The sequence below is a fragment of the Okeania sp. SIO2F4 genome (assembly GCF_010672385.1).
Lineage (GTDB): Bacteria > Cyanobacteriota > Cyanobacteriia > Cyanobacteriales > Microcoleaceae > Trichodesmium.
The window spans coordinates 1-16,445 of the sequence record NZ_JAAHGT010000108.1 but is presented as its reverse complement, the minus strand read 5'-3'; the positions used below and the strand labels follow the sequence as shown (position 1 = coordinate 16,445).

11 protein-coding genes, 1 tRNA gene and 1 pseudogene are annotated in these 16,445 nt (G+C 37.3%); 5 read left to right on the top strand and 8 right to left on the bottom strand.

Annotated features, from left to right (window positions below; genetic code table 11):
* Nucleotides 1-272: 272 nt before the first annotated feature.
* From F6K22_RS09650 to F6K22_RS09640, 3 genes are all read left to right on the top strand, one after another.
* On the top strand, nucleotides 273-1,211 hold the full coding sequence (locus F6K22_RS09650; protein WP_293096411.1) for an alpha/beta fold hydrolase: 939 nt from the start codon (nucleotides 273-275) through the stop codon (nucleotides 1,209-1,211).
* A gap of 573 nt (nucleotides 1,212-1,784) precedes the next feature.
* Nucleotides 1,785-2,639: a hypothetical protein gene (locus F6K22_RS09645; protein WP_293096409.1), complete on the top strand. Its 855-nt coding sequence runs from the start codon at nucleotides 1,785-1,787 to the stop codon at nucleotides 2,637-2,639.
* A 281-nt stretch (nucleotides 2,640-2,920) separates the two neighbouring features.
* Nucleotides 2,921-4,156, top strand: coding sequence for a lipase family protein (locus F6K22_RS09640; protein WP_293096406.1), 1,236 nt, complete (start codon nucleotides 2,921-2,923; stop codon nucleotides 4,154-4,156).
* Nucleotides 4,157-4,557: 401 nt separating this feature from the next.
* On the opposite strand, the gene F6K22_RS09635 is transcribed toward F6K22_RS09640, so the two are convergent.
* The 7 genes from F6K22_RS09635 to glyQ form a co-directional block, all read right to left on the bottom strand.
* Nucleotides 4,558-5,541, bottom strand: a complete 984-nt coding sequence (locus F6K22_RS09635) for a tetratricopeptide repeat protein (RefSeq protein WP_293096403.1) — start codon at nucleotides 5,539-5,541, stop codon at nucleotides 4,558-4,560.
* A gap of 164 nt (nucleotides 5,542-5,705) precedes the next feature.
* The gene (locus F6K22_RS09630) at nucleotides 5,706-6,551 is read right to left on the bottom strand and encodes an RNA polymerase sigma factor (RefSeq protein ID WP_293096401.1); all 846 of its coding nucleotides are present in this window, start codon (nucleotides 6,549-6,551) and stop codon (nucleotides 5,706-5,708) included.
* Between the two features lie 1,422 nt (nucleotides 6,552-7,973).
* Nucleotides 7,974-8,058 (bottom strand) — tRNA-Ser (locus F6K22_RS09625).
* A gap of 229 nt (nucleotides 8,059-8,287) precedes the next feature.
* Nucleotides 8,288-10,741 (bottom strand): ComEC/Rec2 family competence protein, encoded by a 2,454-nt coding sequence (locus tag F6K22_RS09620; RefSeq protein ID WP_293096398.1) that lies wholly within the window; start codon nucleotides 10,739-10,741, stop codon nucleotides 8,288-8,290.
* 142 nt (nucleotides 10,742-10,883) lie between these two features.
* On the bottom strand, nucleotides 10,884-11,360 hold the full coding sequence (locus F6K22_RS09615) for a DUF4079 domain-containing protein (protein WP_293096395.1): 477 nt from the start codon (nucleotides 11,358-11,360) through the stop codon (nucleotides 10,884-10,886).
* A gap of 250 nt (nucleotides 11,361-11,610) precedes the next feature.
* Nucleotides 11,611-11,778 (bottom strand): hypothetical protein, encoded by a 168-nt coding sequence (locus F6K22_RS09610; protein WP_293096392.1) that lies wholly within the window; start codon nucleotides 11,776-11,778, stop codon nucleotides 11,611-11,613.
* A 398-nt stretch (nucleotides 11,779-12,176) separates the two neighbouring features.
* Nucleotides 12,177-13,073, bottom strand: coding sequence for a glycine--tRNA ligase subunit alpha (gene glyQ / locus F6K22_RS09605; RefSeq protein WP_293096389.1), 897 nt, complete (start codon nucleotides 13,071-13,073; stop codon nucleotides 12,177-12,179).
* A gap of 545 nt (nucleotides 13,074-13,618) precedes the next feature.
* On the opposite strand from glyQ, the pseudogene F6K22_RS41890 reads away from it, so the two are divergent.
* Nucleotides 13,619-13,858, top strand: a pseudogene (locus F6K22_RS41890) (hypothetical protein); the annotation flags it as partial.
* Nucleotides 13,859-14,348: 490 nt separating this feature from the next.
* Nucleotides 14,349-14,972 (top strand): PAP/fibrillin family protein, encoded by a 624-nt coding sequence (locus F6K22_RS09595; protein WP_293096387.1) that lies wholly within the window; start codon nucleotides 14,349-14,351, stop codon nucleotides 14,970-14,972.
* A gap of 777 nt (nucleotides 14,973-15,749) precedes the next feature.
* Here the strand turns inward: F6K22_RS09595 and F6K22_RS09590 are convergent.
* Complete coding sequence (locus F6K22_RS09590; protein WP_293096385.1) at nucleotides 15,750-16,226, bottom strand: GNAT family N-acetyltransferase; 477 nt, start codon at nucleotides 16,224-16,226, stop codon at nucleotides 15,750-15,752.
* Between the last annotated feature and the right edge of the window lie 219 nt (nucleotides 16,227-16,445).

The following is a 16,445-nucleotide window of genomic DNA, read 5'->3' as shown; positions in this document are numbered from 1 at the left end:
ATACTGAATATTAAGCACTCTAGCGACCTTGGAATGAGAATTAAATAAAGTCCAGAATTTTGTTGAAAGAACTCATATAAAATCCAGTTGAACAGTCGTCCGCAGCGACGAAGCGGAAGCAATCTCCGCACACCCCTGAGATTGCTTCCTTCCACAAGTTCCAGTCGCAATGATTTGGGTATAGTAATTATCCGGATTTGATATCAGATGATATGGAGTTGAGGCAATTTAACTTGTGTAGATAATAAAATCCTCATTCCTAAGTACCACTAATGGCATTTCCAACTCATTCTTTGGTTGAGATAATTTCATCAGAAAAAATTTTAATTCTACAGTTATTTGTCAAAAAAATGCGAGCCAAAATACGAGATACAGAAATCTATTTTGATATTGAAGGTGCTGCCCTAGTTCCAAATGGCGATGGGATGCGAGAAAAACCAATTGCTTTTGTAATTCATGGCGGTCCGGGTGCAGACCATACTTCTTATAAACCAACTTTTTCTCGTCTCAGTGAAAAATTACAATTAGTTTATTTTGACCACCGGGGACAAGGGCGATCGGCAAGGGGGGCAAAAGAAAGTTATACCCTAGATAATAATGTGGAAGATATGGAGGCATTACGCCAATATTTAGGGTTAGAAAAAATCGTAATTATTGGTACTTCTTATGGTGGAATGGTTGCCCTTAGTTATGCAGTGCGTTATCCACAAAATGTTCAATCTTTAATTGTCATTGCTACTGCTGGAAGTTATCGTTTTTTGGAATTAGCAAAAGTTAATCTAGCGGAAAAAGGAACAAAAGAACAACAAGCGAGCGCTGAACTTTTATGGGATGGTAACTTTGAAAATGAGGAGCAACTAAAAGAATATTTTCAGATAATGATGCCTCTGTATTCTATCACTTATAAACCAGAAACACCAGGAAAAAGTTGGAACCGAACTATTTTATCTCCCGATGCTATTAATGTTGCCTTCGGTGGCTTTTTGCGTTCTTACAATGTTTTAGATCAACTACATAAAATTACCGCTCCGACTTTAGTAATAGCAGGAAAACATGATTGGATATGTCCCCCAGAATTATCAGAAGAAATTGCTAAAGCTATTCCCAATGCTGATTTAAGAATCTTTGAAAATAGCGGTCATTTAATTCGGGTTGATGAACCAGAAGCGCTTCTGGATGCGATTATTGGGTTTTTGGTTTACAAAGGATAAAAAAGAAAGGTTGGAAGTCGAGTAGTTTTTTTAGGTGAGAATGAAACTGAAACTACAAGAGTAGCGATCGGAATATATTGCTCGGAATGCCTAATTACAGAATTCCTAGGGGTGAATTAGGGTGATTCGTAACCTACCATTATTACCTCATTTAGAGGTTAATTAGGATGATGTTTACAATAGACATTAGATGGTGCGTTACATTTCATTTTCATGTTGCGCAGCAAAACGCACCCTACAAGAGCTAATTACAGAATTCGTAGGGCCAACTATAGAAGTTAAATAATTGGACAAATATTATAAAAGAAAGGCCATCGCTTTTTTAATGGCTTCTTCTCCTCATTGAGCGATCGCCATATCAATAAAGGCACTAAAACAGCCACAAAATATGGTGCAAAAGAGTTTTTGGCTTTGAAGTGGGTTGAATAGGGTGAGTCGAGAGAAAAAAATTAGTGCTAACTCGAAAAATTCAGAAATTGGCTTTTGGGATCGTCTTAAAGGTGTAGAGACAAAAAAAGAGAAATCTGATTTTGTTCGATATCAAAAAAATCAAGTTTTAAAGGAGATGAAATCATGGTGGATTCAGCAACTATTTCTTTGGCAAATAACGCTATCAATAGTCAGTTAGAACCAGTTGCTAACAAACTTCGACAACTCGGAATTCCTGGACTAGAAAGTGTTCTAGAAGAAGGGAAATTCAACATTCACAACATGGTAGTTAATGATGTTAAATCTCAAGTAATTCCTGTCCATTGTAAGTTAGCAGCATCCTTTGGAAAATTAACTAAAGACTCTTTTAAGTCGATGGATGAAGAACTCAAAATTCTCCTCGGAGCAACAGTAAAAGAGTTGCAAAAAACTCCATGTGATCAATTATCTTGGGATCAAGTTATTTCGATCTTTAGTCAGAACGCTTTGATGGAACGCATGCATGATTCCGAAATCCATAAATCTGACAAATTAATCAAGAACTTGGGAACATCTGCGTTCAACACTGATGGTTCACCAGATCCAGCTATTGTCGAAGAAGTACATGGTTGGTTTAAGAAACTGCTCAACAATGATCAAGATATTCTCAATGACACGAAAATTGATATTGATATGCTGGCGATGATAGTAGCACAATCAGGCGCAACAATTAATTCTTTTGAGTCATTTTTTGCTAAAGACGAATACCATAAAAGGAAAGTTGTTGATATTGGGATACTCAGATTCCCTGACATTGACCATCCATTTGTGAAAGTTTACCGAATTCAGCTAACTGCTTGGAGTCACTCTTCACGGGTATTATTTGTTCAACATGATAGCAACGGAATTACTGGGGAGTTTAATGCTATTCAATACAAACCCCGTGAAAGTGTTATTGGAAAACTCAAACAAGAAACCATCGAAAAAGCGACTGCTGAGGCAGAATCTTTATTCGATTAATTAGACCTCTGTCGAATTGAGGTGTTTTGATCTTTTCTTATTGTCACAAAATACCGATCAAAAAACGACGTTATTGCGAGTCGAAGCATTTATTTTTCTAGGTCGTTACATTTAATAGTCCAAATTATGGGTGGAATTAATGATCTGATAAATCCCTTCGACTCTTAGCGTCGAAATGCACTAAAAATCTCTGGGAAATATTTACTCAATTGAAAATTGATAGAGATCTATCTTGAGAACCAGTTCTTTTTATAAATTAATAAATTAATCGAGGAAAAACAATGTCTTCTAGAACCACAATTGACACTTATTTAAGTGCCTATGCAGTCAAACCATCATACTTTGAGGGGGATTTCGTAGATCAATCTAAATTAACCAAAAAATCTTGGATTAAAAACCCTGATGGCAGTGATCTTAAATTAAATGGATATTGGCATAATTCAGGATCAACATCTGTCACAGACAATTATTTTGTTGTTCAAGGTATCAATGGACAGCATGTAATGCCCGAGATGGTTCACCAAATGTTAACCAGTCTTTGCCAAACATATTTTCAGGAAAAGTATCCAGATTATTCTTATGGTTTCGTTTATTTTGCTTCTGATAGTTCAATGGGATATGAATACCCTGCAATTAGTCCAACTGATGAGAAGAACATTTCAGCCGAACCAAATGTTTTTGAGTATGAGAAAATATTACGATACGCACTTGCCTCTAGTATTGCATATTCGATAGAATCAGGTGATTTTTCAATATTAAATAATGACTATTATGCATCACTTATGTATAATAACTCAACTAATGAATTAGATATAGTTAAAGCACAACAAGGAGAAAATGGTTTATGGGCTTTGGCTATAAAAGTTCCAGCTATTCCACAGAAACAACTTGAAGAAGAAATTATTATCGCTTATAAAGGAACAAGTAATCCTGGAGATATAAAGCAAGATTTTTGGTTAACAATCCAAAATTTCTATGAAAAAAATCAAAATTGGCAACAAGAATCTTTCAATTTTTGTTACGATGTAATTCAAAACCATGTTCCTAATGATTCATCTATACAGATGGGATACACAGAATTAGATGGAAAAAATAATATCGTTCTTACTGGGCATTCACTGGGTGGCTATACTGCTATTCAAACTGCTACTAGGTGGGGCTTAAAAGCGAGAACATTTAGTGCTCCTGCAACTAAAATTATTGATCAGTTGAACAAGACATTTAGTAATACGATGTATTTTAATAATTGTATAAATTTCGTGCGAAAAAACGATCTTGTCGTATCTGCTTCTGGAAGACATAGCGAAAATATGGTTTATTTTCCCAGCACAGGAGGATTACCATTAAGTAATCATCGCTTAGGACTCTTTATTGATGATATTTTAGGTCCACTAGCTGAAGGGCCAGGCAATGACTCTAACATATCTCCGACTAATATATACGTTACACCTACAGTAACTTTAGGATCTGGGATATCAGATCGTATCAATATTTGGGGCAAGCCTACTAATCATTAAAAAGTGCGATCGCCGATTTTGTAGGTTGGGTTGACAAAAGGAAACCCAACACTGTTTTATCTATTTAAGGTGTGTTACTTCGGTGACGCACTTTTTACCTATCTTAAAATGCAAAAAGAGAACTCCCGTTATATTTCTCCCGAAAAAAGGACTCATGGAAATTAACGATAGAATTAGTAGTAGATAGACACAGCTTAAGTAAAGGTTTAGTGGACTGTTTCATCTTAAATATTGCAATAAACGTAGGTTGGGTTGAGGAACGAAACCCAACAAAAATAAGGCGCGTGTTGGGTTTCACTATCGTTCTACCCAACCTACAGCTTTAGGCGTGTCAGTCCACTACAACAGAGGCGATCGCACTGATAATGATTGATACATAGACGATCGCCTTTCTAAATACCTTAAGCAACTCCCTGATTTTTACCTATGTCAGACAAACACCGAGTATAATAACACCGTCCATTCGGATTATTTGGGTACTCCTCAGTAAACTTCTTCAATATAGCCACACTTTTTGCCGACTCTCCTCGCAACCGATAATACTCAGCCTTTAACTGGTGAGCATCAGCAGAGTGGGGAGCCAGTTTCAATACAGCATTAACCATCTTTTTAGTCTGCTTCCCCTCCTCACCTAATACTAATTTCATCCGGCAACGATACGCCAACCGTCGTTTTAAAACTGAGTAATCATCAGGAACTAACTCTTCTGCTCGACTTAACCTCAACTCCGCCTCCTGAAAATGACCCACTGCTAAGAGTGCGTCATAACTGTGAATCAAGGCAACAATATCATCTGGCTGAATTGACAAGATTTGCTCAAAAGCTCTCAATGCAGCCTCAGCATTATTCAGTTCCATCTGAACTCGCCCTAACGCCAACCAGTGAGACGGATTTTCTGGCTCAGAAGATGCAGCTTTCTCAAACATTTTTACTGCTTTGTCAGGGTGAGAGCGACAGACTTCTATCAAACCCTGGATATGATGACCAGTAGCAAAATTACTAGATAATGGCAAGGCTTTGTCATAAATCTTAATTGCTTCAGTCACCCTTCCCATCAACTGTAAAAGCTTCCCCAGTTTCAACCCCACCTGAATTAATTGAGGTTGTCGCTCAATAACTTGGTGATATTCCTCAACAGCTAGCTCCCAGTTTCCACTTTCATAGAGCAGATCGGCTAATTCCAACCGTTTCTTCCATCCAGAGGGATACTGCTGCACATATTTAGTTAAGGTTTTCAATTTCTGCTGTTGTCGGGTGGGTTTTTTCTCTAATACCAGTTGTACATTTAACTCGACCTTTGAAGATTGGGATAATTTTACTAAACAGGGGGTAAAAACAGAAGCTGAAATCTTAGCTAAAGATACTCTTTCCTTACTTTTTTTCATTTTCAAGTTTTTTAGTGGTAAATGGCAAAGGTTATGTTATACTTAAATGATTAGGTAAACTTCCCGCCGATTTTAAGCCTGCTCTTGAAGATAGGTTACAGCCCATGGGGCAGTGGTATATGCGTGAAGCACCGAAGCTTGTCTCCAGAGCTGCTAACCTCGGTTTAGGTAAGTTTGGGTAAGTTCAGCAGAACGGCTAGTGTTTCTAGACATATTGCTGTTACCTGATAATTGATTTGCTCAAAATTGCACTCTGTTGTCATCGAAATAGGAGATGGAATTACTGATTTTTCGGATTGAAATTCATCCAAAATCTCATCGTCTCCAACCTCTTTTAACAAGAGAGGAGAATCATCTATTCCTGATAGATATTGCTTCAATTGCTTTTGCAGAATTTCTCGCCCCTGTTGGATGCGTTTGTAAACGTTATCCACATAGAGACCAAGTTTTTTAGCAATGTCTGGGTAAGACATATCTTGGTAAAAATGCAGAATAAAAGGCTCTCGGAGTCGGGGAGACAGAGCCTCTATTTGACGGCGGATATACATTCGTAACTCGCGACGGAGAATAGCTGACTCAGGAGAATACTCACTAGAAGCTAATGTCTGGTCTTCTCCCACTGCCATTTCTTCAATACTTTCAACACCCATTGCACCTCTGTGACGTTTTCGATGCAGATCTACACAGAGGTTATGAGTCATTCGAGTTAACCACGCTTTGGGATTAGTAATTTTTTCGGCGTAGCGTGGTAGTTTTTCCCACGCCTTTATTCTGGCAAGACTTAATGCTTCTTCCGCATTCGTGCGATCGCCTCCCATCCAAGTTATGCAGCGACCGTAAAGATAGTCTTGATACAATAACCATAACTGCCAAAAAGCGGTGTGTTCGCCAAGAGATATACTTTTCAACAAATTATTCTTGTCTAATTCTGTTTTGGTTTTAAGTTTTTTTAAAGGAATGGAGCGAACTATATCGGGAATTTTCTGACCTGGAAAAATACTTAGGGTCATTTATTTTAATCCTTGGTGTAAGTATTAATTCGGATGTAAATATTGTTCAATAATTAATTATTAATTGTTCAATAATTAATTATTACCTCTTCTTAAAATAGATAGGATTGAGCAAAATGATTTTTTTTTCTTCTCAAGGGGAGATTGGATATGGCGAGGAGACCTCGCCATCCCATCCTAACGGAATGCTCCGCTTTCCGACCGCTTTTTTCTCCTTAAAAGGAGAGGCTTTAGACCTTAATTATTCGGTAATGCAGAGCGCAAAGCCTGGGATAAGTAATACCGTTTCACGGAAGTCAAAAGTCGTAGGGGTGATTTCCTACGGAATGCTCCTAATTACGCGAATCACCCGTACAAAAGTTAAAAGTAAGATTTTATCAGCTCAAAACTTTTACGCGCTCAGTAGATAAATTTCAGGAAATTATTTGACATTTAAAGTTTGAAACTATTTGTGACACCTTTAAAGTGAACTGGTATGAGCAAGTCGTTCCAACTTTAAGGAGCGATATAGCTACGCGCTTGCTGCACATTTCATCTTGGCAATAGCCAAAACGCTAACTCTGACCTTTCTGCTTCTGTATTGCCTTTGCGACTATGAAGTCAAATCTAATTGAAATAAGGGCGTTGCTGAAGCACGGGTATGATTTTGAAACTAGGGAGTAGGAAGTAGTTCTAATAAATAGTTAGGGAACAATTAGTCTTTGAGATAAATATTTATAATTCATACCTAGGTTATGCAACGCCGAAATAGGTGACCACCAAAACTTACTATTACCTCAGTCTGTTCCTAGATTTTCCTGAAACCCTTGTAGGAGGCTGGGGAGGGGGGGAGGAGGGGGAAGAGTGGGGAGTAAGAATCTTGTCTACATTCCTCAAAAAAGTGTATTGAATTAGACACTTTTCTCTGCAAAAAGCCGACGTCAGACTTACACATAACTTCTATTTAATGTCTACGTTTTATGTTAAGAAAGATGTTGATCGTGCATAGCTTTCACGCGGGGGGTAAGGGGGGATAGTTGTGGGGTTGGGGGGTTAGGTTTTTTACCCACAATTTTAGTCTAGACGAGCTACTAGATTATGCAACGCCGAAATAGGTGACCACCAAACTTACTGTTACCTCAGTCTGTTCCTAGATTTTCCTTGATCCACTACTGAATAGTTTGTATCTCAACCTTGTTTCACTACAAATAATCCTAACTAATGTCTATTTGCAGTGACGAAAAATGACATTTAATTGCAGATTGAATCTTGACTAACTCTTAAAATGAATTTCACAATAGTCAATGTGAATTTTTTTTTCACATTCGGTACAAGAACAGAAAAATCAGAAAAGATGATGAATCTTAGACTAGGAAATGTTTTTCTAATTGTTCCCTGTTCCCTGTTCCCTATTCCCTATTCCCTGCCATATATAATTTTCAACGGAGAGGGTGGGATTCGAACCCACGGAAGGTCTCCCTTCAACAAATTTCGAGTTTGCCGCATTCGACCACTCTGCCACCTCTCCCTAATTCAGTTATTAGTTATCAGTTATCAGTTATCAGTATCCCCAGCTAAAGTTAAAGGTCTGAGACCTTATTTTTTGGTCAAAAGTCTTTTGGGACTTTGGCCATTAAGATGAACAAAATATATTTTGATTATAGCGTTTTAATGGCTAATGCTAATAATGTACACCTATCTTTATTTCTATTCCTTATTCCCTATTCCCAGTTAAGTGTTCCCTGTTCCCTGCTATATCAAAGAAAAGAACTATCAACCTGATCTGATTGTAAAGTAGTTTGAAAGCCTGTAACAGGAGTCCATTGAATCGCACCATCACGACCTGTCCAAAATAGAGGAATATTATTTTCCTGAAAAAATTCTATCATATCTGGGTGGACAGAATTTGCCGAAGCGATCGCTACTTCTGGCCGAATTATATTCAATAATTCTGGATTCAGCTTATTTCCAGGCCACCAAAGTACCTGAGTCTGCTGAAAACTTCTTGCTGCTAATAACTTACTCTGCTCGGACAGTTTAGCATCTCCCAATAATAACCAACTTTGGCCATGAATCATAAATTCTACAATTGGGGTCTCAGAATTAATTAATTTCATCTGTGTAGAACCCAACTCAAGATTTTGATGATTTACCACAGTGTAGTAATTAGCCTGACTCTTTTGCAGAGCATCAAACACTGGTTGATTATTAGTTTTATAATTCTTTTCATCATCAGCATCTACATCATAAAAAGTTTTAACTCTTAAGCTATCAAAAATATTAGACCAACCCCGACTCAGACCTTTTTGGGAATGAACAGCAATAGACCAATCAATTTTATTAATACCTTGCTGCCGTAAGAATGGTAATACAGTAAACCTGGCTGTATTTTCATCTCCAACATTGACCAGAATTACTTTACCTCGGTCTTGAATCACAAACACTGGTTCTGAGGATGAATCAAGAATCGTAGCTTGAACCACAGAAGTCCAAGTATACCAGAGAGGAATAACAATAATAGCGATCGCCAATATCGCACCCCACTGCCAAAACTTCAGAGGCAACTTTTTCTTCTTACTCTTATTTGCTTCTGGGGGTCTACTTCTCAAAAACCATGTAGCAAAAATCAACCCATATAGCACAACCAACTGATAAACCGATATTGCTCCTACTGCCACTTGATTTCCTGGCAACTTGCTAAAAAACTGCACAATTTCAATCAAAATCCTAACTGGAAAATGCAAAATTCCAGCACTCAAGCTACCTACATAAGGGGAAATTAAAGCCAGCATTGCACTGATAAACCCACCCAGAGTAATTACAGCAACCAGAGGTGCAGTAATAATATTCACCAAAATAGTATAAGGCGAAACCACATAAAATACAGATAGCAATAGAGGTAACGTCCAAATAGAAGCAGCAATAGGAATAGCAACTAAAGATGCAATACCAGAGGGCAACCAATCTAAGCGTTTCATTAAAGGTGGCACCGTTACCAATAATCCTAGAGTCGCCAAGAAACTCAACTGAAATCCTAAATCCCAAATCCATAGAGGATTAATTAATAAAAGCAAAGTAGCAGCTAAAACTAGAGAAGCTAATGGTTTAACCTGGCGTTGGGAAACAATTGCCAGCAAAGCTGCTAAACCCATAAAAGCTGCTCGCAATACCGAAGGCGAACCACCAGTCAAACCCACATATATAATTAAAGTCAAGATACCAAAGCCAAATCTTGCTCCTGAAGACAAATTTTTCGTCAAAGTCAGCACCACGCCTAAAATTAACGAAACATGAAAACCTGATGCTGCCAATACATGAGCTAAACCTACCTGCACAAACTGGTCTCGTAGCTGATAAGACAAATCCACAGCTCTACGTCCTAAAACCATTGCACTTACCAGAGGACCCTCTGGTACTCCCAAAGAACTTACCTGAGCGCGAATAATCCGCTGTCGAATCTTATATAATCCCCAAGCATTACTACTTTCTTGGTTAGTGGTAGTAAGTTTATAACCTGCAACCCCAGCAAAAGAACCTTGTCTAGCTAAATAAGCACGAAAATCAAAGCCTCCAGGATTAGTAGCTGGTGATGGTTTATATAAAGAACCAGTTATTGCCACTAACTCACCAGGATCAATACCTGTTGCTTGTAGAAGGGGTACTGTGACGTAAAGTTTTCCTGTAACATCTTGGTGTACATTTGCCGAACCATCAGTACCAACTATTTCACTTACTTGACCTACTTTTAGCCAAAGTTGTGCTTTTTCTGAGCGAGTCTTGCGGGGAGAGGAAATAACTCTTCCACGAACCGTAACTACTTGTTGTTTAGATTCACCATCAACTGGGATGATTTTACTAATGTCGCTTGCTGTAGGTTGGGGTACTCGAAATTGAAAATAAATACTGGCAAGAAAAGCGATCGCTCCAGCAGTTATCCACAACCAATTTGAATTTAGCAGTGATTGCCTACTTCTTTTGGAGAGTGAATTGGGAAATTCACCACTTCTGAGTAAGTCTTCAGAATTTATATTTTGCTGAAAAGTTGTGATTACTTTAGTTGATCTGCGTAAGTTTTGTCGATCTCTTTGTTGTACGATAATTGCTAATACTAATCCTATAGTTAGTACAGCATATATACCCCAAGGTACAATAGTAGATATTAGCCCCATTATGTAAGCTAGGCAGATGACGATCGCTAAAGCTTGATTCATTTTTTAGTAAGGAATAAGGAAGTTAGACCTTTGTTTGTAGTTGGGTTTTAGCCCCCCTTAAATATTTGGGCTAAAGCCCAACTACGAGCCTGATTATTATGTTAAAAACATTAACGTTTAACTACCATGAACGATCAATAATTTAGATAGCTAAACCTAGTCTTAAACCTAACACTGCATGAACAAACATTATACAAAGTGCAATGCTACCCAGGTAAGCATGAGTAGTCCGCAATGCTGCTTGATTTCCACCAAATTTTGTTAGGGAAATAAAACCGTTTGCTGCCAGCAATGCTAATACAAATGAACCTGTCCAAAAATGAGGACTTTCAAATATTTCTTGTTCCTGCATTACCAGAGATAATACTCCACCTGTGTAACCTAATGCCATAAATAGAAACATAAATGGTGCCATTTTCCGATGATTAGAGCCACTTTCGAGAGCTATTGCTTCATCAGTGACTACTCGTCTACGCCATCCGGTAAAACCAACAAAACTACCCATAGCAAATACAACGATCGCCATCATTAGTGGGTGTCCCCAATGTACGATTGGTTCTGGAATATCAAGGTTGCGAAATATATCAGCTATTGGTTCTAAATATTGTCTGATTTGCATTCTTCTTTTCTCTGGGTTTTTAGTATCAAGTTTATAAGTTTAACAGAACTTAGGCATCAAAACAATAAACCGGGTTTATTGCTCGGATTATTGTTTTTCGCGCTAATGCGAAATTTCATCGATCGACCCAGTTTCTGTACCAGTCATATTTACAGCAGTTTCGGAGGCGCGTGAGGTACAAAGTTTTATTGCCCTAGGGAACACTTAACTGGGAATATAAAAGTAGTCTTATGACTGTACCTCAGCATCCTCATGCATTGCTGTAAGTAAGTTGACCAGGACTTATATCTAATCCGGTAGTATCGGGACAATTCATACCTCGTAGGGGTTTGGTGACCAAACCCGCTAGCAAATTAGAAGTTTTTGCCTCTTGAATGAATTTCCCAACTCCAAAGTAAGCGAATTTGATATTACGCATTTTCTGGAAATATTAGGGTTTGAGATTGCTTCCTATCATCACAATGACTTAATTTCGCAGCTTTTGCCTAAGTTCTGTTTACTGAAAAATTAAGGTTTAAAGCATCTCCTAGAAAGGATAAAAAGCGGTCAAGGGATGGGGATAAAACCTTGCCATATCTAATCGACTAAGAGAAAAAAAATTTCCTTTAATCAATCCTTCTATTACAGAAGAGGTAATTATTAATTGTTAATTATTGAAGGAGCACTCAGCACTCAGCAATCAGCAATCAGCTTATCAGGCGTGTATAATGGGGGATTCAAACCCCCACGCAAAGCGCACCACTAATTTTTCAAATTATAGTGGGGGACTTAAACCCTTGGATTTTTAGCTGATAGCTAAATGCTGAAAGCTAATAGCTAGTTAATTATTGAAGCTGTTTCCACAGTTTCTTTCAACAGTGGGAAGTTAAGACTTTCCCGTTGTGCTAAGTAAAGTTGACCTACTTGTCGAGCTAAATTACGAATTCTGCCAATATAACGAGTGCGTTCGGTGACAGAGATTACTCCTCTAGCATCAAGTAAATTAAAACTGTGGGAACATTTGAGAACGTAGTCGAGACTGGGTAAGACTAATTCTTGTTTTATTAGTTGTTCAGCTTCTTTTTCATAAAGACCGAATAAAGTAAACAGAAGCTCAGGATTAGATGCCTCAAAATTATAGGTACATTGTTCAATTTCTCCCTGAAGGTAAACGTCTCCATAAGTGACGTTATCAGTCCAAGCTATTTTAGTGATAGCATCAACTTCCTGGAGATACATGGCAAGGCGTTCTAAACCATAGGTGATTTCGATGCACACTGGTCGGCAATCTATACTACCACATTGTTGAAAGTAGGTAAATTGGGTAATTTCCATGCCATCGAGCCAAACTTCCCAACCAACACCCCAAGCACCCAGAGTGGGAGATTCCCAGTTATCTTCTACAAATCGAATATCATGATCTTCTGGACGGATACCCAGAGCGCGGAGAGAGTCAAGATAAACATCTTGAATATTATTAGGAGATGGTTTGATTAAGACTTGATATTGATAGTAGTGTTGAAAGCGGTTAGGGTTTTCTCCATAACGCCCATCGGTTGGGCGACGACAGGGTTCAACGTAGGCAACTGACCAAGGTTCAGGACCGATCGCCCGCAGGAAGGTGTGGGGATTCATTGTTCCTGCACCTTTTTCGGTATCGTAAGGTTGAGCGATGAGACAGCCGCGATCGCTCCAGAATTTATTTAAGGTAGCTATGACTGATTGGAAGTTCACTTACTTTTTTTAGGTCTTGAATTTAATTGAAATTATGGCATTATTTTGGATATTGGGAGAAAAATACTCTTTTAATTTTTCCCATTTATCCTATTGTAGGATTTACGCACGCGAAACCTGGTTTCTAGGATAAATCGTTTTTTTTAACAATAGACATCTACGAAAAAACCGGGTTTCTGGGTTTGCCTAAGTCTAGATATTTTCTAACATAAAAAAACTGTATTGTCAACCATAAAAAAAATATATTTTTTACTATAATTTAATCAGGAATCAAAATGAGGTAATTAATAATGATTACATCCCCAGTTGTTGTGCAAAAATCAACAGAATATACTTGAGAAGATTGGATACAAAATCCTCCTGAAAAGAAAGAGTGGGTGGATGGGAAATTATTGGAGAAAAATGCCATGACTTTTAAGCATAGTCGGATTCCAGCTAAACTAGCAACTTATTGGAGAAATTATCTCAACTCTAGCTAACAACAAGGGGAGGTTTATACTGATGTACCTTGTCGGACAAACAAGCAAGGATGTTATCCTGATGTTGCTTATCTTACTCCAGAATTACAAACAGAATTTGGCAATGAAAAAGTCTTACTTCAAAGTTTTCCTTTAAGTGCTGAAATTGTTTCTCCTACAGATTTAGCTGAAGATATTATTGCCAAAGCACAAGAATATTTAGAGTCTGGAGGTGAGGAAGTTTGGTTAGTATTTCCTGAGAAATTTATGGGTAATTGTTGTGACTCAAGAATCGAGACTTATTTTGATTTCTGGGCAAGTTGTTAATACTCAAAAAGTTGGAGATGGTTTTAGTATTTCGGTAGATGAGTTATTAAGTTAATGATGATAATACTGTTTCACAGAAGTTAAAAGTCAAAAGTCAAAAGTAAGATTTTATAGATTCAGAACTTTTTGCTGTGCAACATGAAAGACGCGCTCAGTAATTTCAGGAAATTATTTCACATCTAAAGTTTCAACTATTTATGACATTTTTCAAGTGAATTGGTATAAGTCTTGAAAATTATAAGTTCCTATGCAAAATTAATTACACATCCTATAGACTTCCTGTTCCCTGTTCCCTCACAGGAGTGCGCGTTCCCTCTCTTGGTCAGCATTCCGCAAGCGAGCTGTCGGCGACGCGGGGTCTGACCGCTTGCGTCTGTCGCACCCCGCGGGGTCGCACCGCTGTTCCCTGTTCCCTCTCTCAACTAGGAAATTCCTAAAAGCACAACTACTTACACTGATAGAACTAAGTATTCTACAACTATTTAATTTTATGAATAATCAAATTGTGAAGCAAAAAATACAAGCGACCATCAAAAATATTCAAACTAGAAATGATGGTTCTCCTGTTACTAATTTGAAGTTAGACAGAACTTTAGAGAAAGAAATTGAACAGTTAACAACAGACTTAGAAAGTCTCAATCCTCATCCTCAACCTCTCTTGTATACTCCTAATTTATTAGAGGGTACTTGGCAACTGCTATACTCTACAGCTAGAGAAATCCGTTCTTTAGATTCCCTACCATTGGGGTTAAAAGTAGGTAAAATTTATCAGGTAATTAATGTTGCAAATAAAACATTTTTTAATATTGCTCAAGTACAACATCCTCTGAAATTAATATCAGGATATGTAAAAGTAACTGCTAGTTTTGAACCTGGTATAAATACATCTGGTTTAGCAGATAAACGCATCAATGTCTATTTTGATAAACGTTATTTAGCGATTGAGAAAATTGTAGGTATTGAGACCCCTAAACTAAATCCTTTTAAAGTTGTACAAGCTAACAATCCTCGAGGTAGAGTTGCCACACTCGATATTACTTATTTAGACGAAAATTTCAGAATTGGACGTGGGGGAGATGAAAGTTTATTTATTCTGAATAAAGCAAATGTATAAGTATTCAGCTCTTAGCAGTCAGTTAGTCTCTTACAGAGGAACTGCATTATCAGCAATTAATAATTAATAATTATTCCTAGAGTTAAGGGAGAGTAGTTTGGAAGTAATTTTTTATTTTCTCTCGATTTATCAATTACTTTTACCGAGAAATAAAGGTTTAAAGCCTCTCCTTTAAAGTGGAAAAAAGCGGTCGTTTAGCTGGCGCACAACTTCGCACTTCGGCTGCTCGTCGACATGAAAAGCGGAGCTTGGAGTAGGATGGGATGGCGAGGTTTCCCGAAGAAAGCAGAGCCGCTCCGAAGTGCGCCATATCCAATCAACCAAGAGAAGAAAAAAATTTCCTTTTTAACCAATCCTATCTGTTTTAAGAAGAGCTAATAATTAATTATTAATTATTGAACTCCTGCTTTCATCAAAAAATTATAGTTGATAGCTGAATTTTTACGTCAATGTTTTAGACTAATCATTTTTCTTTCCTGCGGAATGCTGCGCAAACATAACTTTTAATTTTATTTGGAAATTAATTCTTCCTTCCTGTGATAATGAGTATATAACTCATAGCTAATATTTGATGACTGAACGCTTACTTTTCCTTAAATTTATCATAGAAAAGATGGAGTAGGGACGTTGCATGCAACGTCTGTAGGTCCTAGGGAGTAGGGGGAAATAATTGATTACTTCTATGCCATCGTTGATTTTATTTTTTATTATTGGAGATGTCTAATACTAATTCCTCCTCTAAAGGCAATGAATTAATAGCTGATGACTGAATGCTTACTAATTAGAATTGATTAATTTATTTCCTTTATACTTCATAATTATCACAGGAATTTTGAATATTTTCCTGCCTAATTGAGATATACCAAATTTCAACTTTAGAGATTGAGGTAATTCTGCTAAAGAAATAGGAACAAAATCTAAGCGACTGTAAAAATATTCTAATTTTTTACCCAAACATTCCAGATATAAAGGTTTAGTTGCCTGTTGAATCAGATATTTTGTAAGTGTTGTGCCTAATCCACGTTTTTGCCAAGCTTTTACAACTACTAAACTGCCTAATTCTTGTGCATATTCAAAATTACGCAATTGTCCACAAGCAACTAAATTCCCATCAGATTCAATTACCCAAAATTGTTGCCAATGTAATTGAGTAGGGTCAAGTTTAGCAGTTAAAACTAACTTACGGATAGACCATATATCTTTAGCAGATGCAGGTCTGAGATTACAGGAATTTGGTAATACTATTTCTGTCATTTTCAGTTTTAGGGAATAGGGAATAGGGAATAGGGAATAAAAATCAGTATTTAAACTCTACCTTACTATCCTAACAATTGCTGAAATAACTTTTTTAGGGAATAGGGAATAGGGAATAGGGAATAAAAATCAGTATTTAAACTCTACCTTACTATCCTAACAATTGCTGAAATAACTTTTTTAGGGAATAGGGAATAGGGAATAGGGAATAAAAATCAG